Source organism: Arthrobacter sp. Y3221157 (genome assembly GCF_059089865.1).
In genome coordinates this window covers 22374-28407 of the sequence record NZ_JBNHFD010000046.1, presented here as the reverse complement: position 1 = coordinate 28407, position 6034 = coordinate 22374, and the positions used below count along the sequence as shown (strand labels likewise).

Here is a 6034-nt window from a genome sequence, read left to right as displayed (position 1 = left end):
GGCGCCGGAGCTGCGGATGGCGCGGCGGGGCGCTGCGGAGCCGCCTGCGGCTGGGACTGGTCCATGGACGGTGAGGTTGCCTTGACGTCGTCGAATCCGGCGGCGATGACGGTGACACGCGCCTCGTCACCCAGGGCATCGTCGATGACGGCGCCGAAGATGATGTTTGCCTCGGGGTGGGCCACTTCCTGGACCAGGCGGGCGGCCTCGTTGATTTCGAACAGGCCGAGGTCCGAGCCGCCCTGGATGGAGAGCAGCACGCCGTGGGCGCCGTCGATGGAAGCTTCGAGGAGCGGGGACGCGATGGCGAGTTCTGCAGCCTTGACGGCACGGTCCTCGCCGCGGGCGGAACCGATGCCCATCAGGGCGGAACCGGCACCCTGCATGACGGACTTAACGTCCGCGAAGTCGAGGTTGATCAGGCCGGGGGTGGTGATGAGGTCGGTGATGCCCTGGACACCGGACAGCAGCACCTGGTCCGCCGAGCGGAAGGCGTCCAGGACCGAGACGTTGCGGTCACTGATGGAAAGCAGACGGTCGTTCGGGATCACGATCAGCGTGTCCACTTCGTCGCGGAGGGCGTCGATGCCGGCCTCTGCGGATCCTGCCCGGCGGCGGCCTTCGAAGGTGAAGGGACGGGTGACAACACCGATGGTCAGGGCACCAAGGGAACGTGCAATGCGTGCGACGACGGGCGCGCCACCCGTGCCGGTGCCGCCGCCTTCGCCGGCGGTGACGAAGACCATGTCGGCACCGCGGAGCACTTCCTCGATCTCGTCAGCATGGTCCTCGGCCGCCTGCTTGCCGACCTCGGGGTTGGCTCCCGCACCCAGGCCACGGGTCAGCTCGCGGCCAACATCCAGCTTGACGTCGGCATCGCTCATGAGCAGGGCCTGGGCGTCCGTGTTGATAGCGATGAATTCAACGCCCCGGAGGCCGACCTCGATCATGCGGTTGACTGCGTTCACGCCACCGCCGCCGATGCCGACGACTTTGATGACGGCCAAGTAATTCTGCGGAGCTGCCACGTTACGTGTCCCTTGTTCGTGTTTATTGCGAAAACTGATGGAGAGCTTGAAGCCTGCAACCTTAACCTTCGACTTGAAGGTTATAGTTATGTCAAGTAACTCATGTCTGTGACGGTATTTCCTCTGGTTGCCACATTCAATAACCGGGTCCGCGTGTCGGATTAATACCGGAAAGAATGCCGGTCACCGCGTCACCGGGTGGCGCGGCACGCTAACGTCGTACACCTTGACCGGATTCTTGGGGTCGGCCGGAACCTTGAGGAGCGCCTCCAGGACTTTAGCCTTAAGTTCCTTCTCCGATGCATTCCCCCAGATAATGGTCTGCCCGTCCACGAGCTTAAGCTCCACGGCATCCACCGACTGCGCGGAGGCATTGCTGAGCTTGGCCAGGACATCGGCGGGCAAGGCACCCAGGACGGCGGCGGTGGCGCGGAACAGGTCCTGGCCGATCGTCCCGGCGCCGCCGTCAATGACCGGCAGGGAGACCGAGGCGGCATCGGCAGTAGTTGCCAGCTGCACGCCCTCCACGTCCACCAGCTGGTACTGCTCCCCCTGCTTGACCAGCGCCACGGGCACGCGCTCCCGCACGGCCACGGCGAGTCCTGACGGCGGCCGCGCCTCGGCCGAGACGGACTTCACCTGGACCAGCGGCTGAAGCAGCCGTCCCACTTCCTCGTCAGTAATTTGCGGCAGCGGCTTGCCCCGCAGTGGCTCCAGGGCGCCCTGCACCTGCTCAGGGGTCAGGAGCCGCGTCCCGGAAACCGAGATGGACTCCAGGGCAAGTACGGGCGAATAAACAGCTCCTGCCAGCAGCCCGGCAACCAGCGCCGCAACGGCAGATATCACCATGAGCAGGTTCCTCTTGCGCCGCTTTCCCTTCGGTTCCGGAAATGCAAGGACGTTCGGGGCGGCACCGCCGGACGGCCCTGCGGGCTTGTCCTTCCGGAGCCCCGGGAACCGCAGCTTGCTTTCACCGGCCGGCTTGGCGGCCTTCGGCGGTTTCCTGGCTGCGGCAGGCTTGCCCGGCGCAGTTTCGGGAAGGCTGCGGGACGCGGAGATCACATCGTCGCGGCCGGAAGCAGGCAGCCCGGAAGCCGGCGTGCTTTTTCCGCCGGAGCCGGTCGCAGTGCTCCCCGTCCTTCCAGCCGGCCGGTAGGTGGGCCGGCGGGAGCTAGGCACTCAGGGCCTCGAGGATGAGCGGGCCGTACGCAGTAACGTCGCCGGCGCCGGCTGTCAGGACGATATCGCCTTCCTTCGCCGTGTCCACCACCGCTGTTACGGCGCCCGCCGCAGGGACCAGCCGGCCGCCTGCGCCCAGGTGGTCGGCGATGAGCTGGCTGGAGACGCCGGGAATCGGGTCTTCGCGTGCGGGGTAGATGTCCAGGACCAGGGCGGTATCGGCGAGGTTAAGGGCCTCAGCGAACTCCCGGGCGAATTCGCGCGTCCGTGAAAACAGGTGCGGCTGGAAGAGCACATGGACTTTGTGCTCCCCTGCCACCGACCGCGCTGCCGTCAGCGCGGCACGGACTTCGGTGGGGTGGTGCGCATAGTCGTCGAAGACCCGGACGCCCCTGGCGGACCCCTTCAGTTCGAAGCGCCGGGCCGCGCCGGAGAAGTTCGCCAGGGCAGCCGCGGCCGTGGCCGGTTCCACGCCCAGTTCGAGGGCAACGGCGAACGCGGCGGCGGCGTTCAGCGCATTGTGCCGCCCCGGTACCTGCAGCGAAAGTTCGTGGCGGCCTGCGGCTCCGGACACCGCCACCTTGCCGGGTCCGTCGTCGTGAAGCACCAGGTCCGCGCCTGCACCGGTGCCGTACAGGACCACGCGGGTGTTGCCGCGCGCCCTGGTCCTCTCGGCAAGGGCCAGCGCCCCGGCGTCGTCGGCGCAAGCAACCAGCACGCCGTCCGCGGGCAGCAGCGCTGTGAACCGGTCGAAGGATTCGTAGACCGCCTCTGCCGTGCCGTAGTGGTCCAGGTGGTCGGGCTCCACGTTGGTGACCACCGCAATTCGGGGGCGGTAGTTCAGGAACGAGCCGTCGGACTCGTCGGCTTCGGCGACGAAGATTCCGGAGTTGCCGTGCGCGGCATTGACGCCGAGGGCCGGCACGTTGGCGCCGATCGCGAACGAGGGGTCCAGCCCTGCACCCTGCAGCAGGACTGTCACCATGGACGTGGTGGTGGACTTGCCGTGCGTTCCGGCCACGGTGACCACGAGGTCCTCCCCCATAGTGGCGGCAAGCGCCTGGGAGCGGTGCAGCACGGGCAGGCCCGCCTGCCTGGCGGCAGCGAGCTCCGGGTTGTCTGCGCGAATGGCCGAGCCGGCCACTACCGTTTGCGCGTCACCGAGGTTGGCTGCGTCGTAGCCGACGGCGATACGGGCACCTGCCTCGGCCAGGTCCGCCATGACCGGAAGGTCCTTGGCGTCCGAGCCGCTCACGGGCACCCCACGGGCCACCATGATCCGTGCCACGGCGGACATCCCTACACCGCCGATGCCGATGAAGTGGACCTTGCCGAGGGATTCCAGGCTGCCCGGAGATTCAAGGCCGGCGTTGTGGGGGTTCATGCAGTTACCGCTTCCAGGATGAGACCAGCCATGCGCTGATCAGCGTTTCGAATGCCGAGCCGGTAGGAATTGGCTGCCATGGTGGCAAGCCGGTCCTTGTCGGTGACCAGCGGTATCAGCTCCCGCGCCACCCAGCCGGCATTGAAATCCCGGTCCGGAACCAGCAGTGCGCCGCCGGCCGCCACGAGGCCCGCGGCGTTCAGGGCCTGTTCCCCGTTGCCGATGGGCAGCGGCACCAGGACTGCAGGCACTCCGACCGCGGCTGCTTCGCAGACCGTCGCAGCACCCGAACGGGCCAGCAGGACATCGGCGGCGGCGTAGACGAGCTCCATGCCGTCGACGTATTCCACCTGCCGGTAGCCTTCCGCGCTGAGCGGCTTGCCGGCGTCGTCCAGGATCGACTTGCCCCGCCCTGTGATGTGCAGGGTCTGGATCCCCGCGGCTGCCAACTGGCCGACGGCGCCGCCGATGGTCCGGTTGATGCTCTGGGCGCCGGAGGAGCCTCCGGTCACGATCAGGGTGGGCTTGTCCGGTTCAAGTCCCAGTGCTTCCCTGGCAGACTGCCGTGCCGCCGGCCGGTCGAGCGATGAAATTTCGGTGCGCATGGGCATGCCGACGTGCACGGCGTGCGGGAGGGGCGTTCCATCGAAGGCAACCGCGACGCGCTTTGTCAGCATTGCCCCCACCCTGTTCGCCAGGCCGGGCCGGGCATTGGCCTCGTGGATGACGATGGGGATCCGCCGCTTCCGCGCAGCAAGGTACATCGGGGTGCAGACGTAGCCGCCGACGCCCACCAGGACATCCGCCTGCGCCTTGTCGAGGATGGAGCCCGCCTGGCGGACGGCCCCTGCCAGGCGTGCCGGCAGCCGGACCAGGTCCACGGAGGGCTTCCGGGGAAACGGCACGCGGTCAATGGTGGCCAGTTCCACCCCTGCCGCCGGGACAAGCCGGGTTTCCATTCCGGCAGGCGTCCCGACGGCGAGCAGGGCAGCATCCGGAGAGGCATTGCGCACCGCTGCTGCGATGGCCAGGAGAGGGCTGATGTGGCCGGCTGTTCCGCCGCCCGCCAGGACGATGGAGGGGGTTTTCGGAGTCATCTCGGATCAGGCACGCTTTCTTGCAGTCTTTTTCTTCGCAGCAGCCCCGCGGCTCCTGCCCTTGAACTTCAGCATCTTCTTTGGGCGGATGGCGGGAGCCATTTGCTCCCGGGCCAGCGACAGCACTACGCCGACGGCGCAGAGGGACATCAGCAGGGCCGAACCGCCATAGGAGATGAAAGGCAAGGGCACGCCGATGACGGGCATCAGCCCGGTGACGACGGCCATGTTGACGGTCGCCTGGCCCAGCAGCCACACCATGATGGTTCCGGCAAGTACCCGGTGGAACATGTCCTCCTGGGCCACTACGACCCGGTAGATGGCGGCGCCAAGGATCGCAAACAGGATCAGGACGACGACGGTGCCCACCAGGCCGAGTTCCTCGCCGATGATGGCGAAGATGAAGTCGTTGTGGGCTTCGGGAATCCAGCTGTACTTTTGCCGGCTCTGGCCGAGTCCCACGCCGAACCAGCCGCCGGAGGCCAGTCCGTAGAGGCCGTTGGTCGCCTGGTAGTTGGCGTCGACGCCGTCGGCACAGGATTCACCGGTCCACCAGGAGGTGATCCGGCAAACCCGGTTGGAGCTGGTCACAGCCATAACGGCTGTTCCGGCGGCTGCCACGAGGCCGGCGATGCCGAAGAGGTAGACGGGCGCCCCGGCGAAGAACAGTGCCGCAGCGGTAATCATCATGATGATCATGGCGGTACCGAGGTCGTTGCCCACCAGGACAAGAACGATCACCGCAGCGGCCATGGGGACGGCGGGGATGGCAACATGCTGCCAGCGGCTCAGGAGCCGGCCCTTGATGGCCAGCACCGTGGCCATCCAGAGGGCGAGGGCAAGCTTTGACGCCTCGGATGGCTGGAAGGTGATGCCGCCCAGGTCGATCCAGTTCTTGTTGCCGTTGACTTCGGCACCCACCACCTGGACCAGGACCAGCAGTGCCAGCGCGATGCCAATCGCCGGCCAGGCGAGCCGCTTCAGCCAGACCACGTTGATGCGTGACAGCACGAACATGGTGAAGATACCGATGGCGGCAAACATGCCCTGCTTCAGGGCGTCCCCGTAAGGCGACTTGCCGGCTGCGATGGATTCGACGCTTGAGGCCGAAAGGACCATCATGATCCCGATGGCCGTCAAGGCCAGGGTGGAGCCCAGGATGAGGTAGTACGTGGAACCGTTGCGGGAGGTTCCGTTGCCTTCAAGGGCGGACCAGAACCTGCGGTACGCGTTCCGCAGCTTTGCGGGCAGGGTTGACTGCCGGCTGAGGGACGTTGCGGAGGAGCCGGGGCCGGGCGTCCGGGCCTGCTGTCCGGCTGGCGGCCGGGTGGGCGTGCTGGCCATTC

At 67.2% G+C, this 6034-nt stretch carries 5 protein-coding genes; all 5 read right to left on the bottom strand.

Going from position 1 to position 6034, the window contains the following annotated elements:
* The coding region (ftsZ, locus tag AC5RTT_RS12710) for a cell division protein FtsZ (RefSeq protein ID WP_494145494.1) at nucleotides 1–1028 on the bottom strand (1028 nt) is incomplete at its 3' end.
* 183 nt (nucleotides 1029–1211) lie between these two features.
* Nucleotides 1212–2207, bottom strand: coding sequence for a cell division protein FtsQ/DivIB (locus tag AC5RTT_RS12705; RefSeq protein WP_494145493.1), 996 nt, complete (start codon nucleotides 2205–2207; stop codon nucleotides 1212–1214).
* A complete protein-coding gene (murC, locus tag AC5RTT_RS12700; RefSeq protein ID WP_494145492.1) occupies nucleotides 2200–3591 on the bottom strand; it encodes a UDP-N-acetylmuramate--L-alanine ligase in 1392 nt (463 codons plus the stop codon). Before murC ends, AC5RTT_RS12705 begins: the two co-directional genes overlap by 8 nt.
* Nucleotides 3588–4688: an undecaprenyldiphospho-muramoylpentapeptide beta-N-acetylglucosaminyltransferase gene (murG, locus tag AC5RTT_RS12695; protein WP_494011951.1), complete on the bottom strand. Its 1101-nt coding sequence runs from the start codon at nucleotides 4686–4688 to the stop codon at nucleotides 3588–3590. The genes murC and murG overlap by 4 nt, the downstream gene beginning before the upstream one ends.
* A gap of 6 nt (nucleotides 4689–4694) precedes the next feature.
* On the bottom strand, nucleotides 4695–6032 hold the full coding sequence (ftsW, locus tag AC5RTT_RS12690; RefSeq protein WP_494145491.1) for a putative lipid II flippase FtsW: 1338 nt from the start codon (nucleotides 6030–6032) through the stop codon (nucleotides 4695–4697).
* Nucleotides 6033–6034 lie beyond the last annotated feature (2 nt).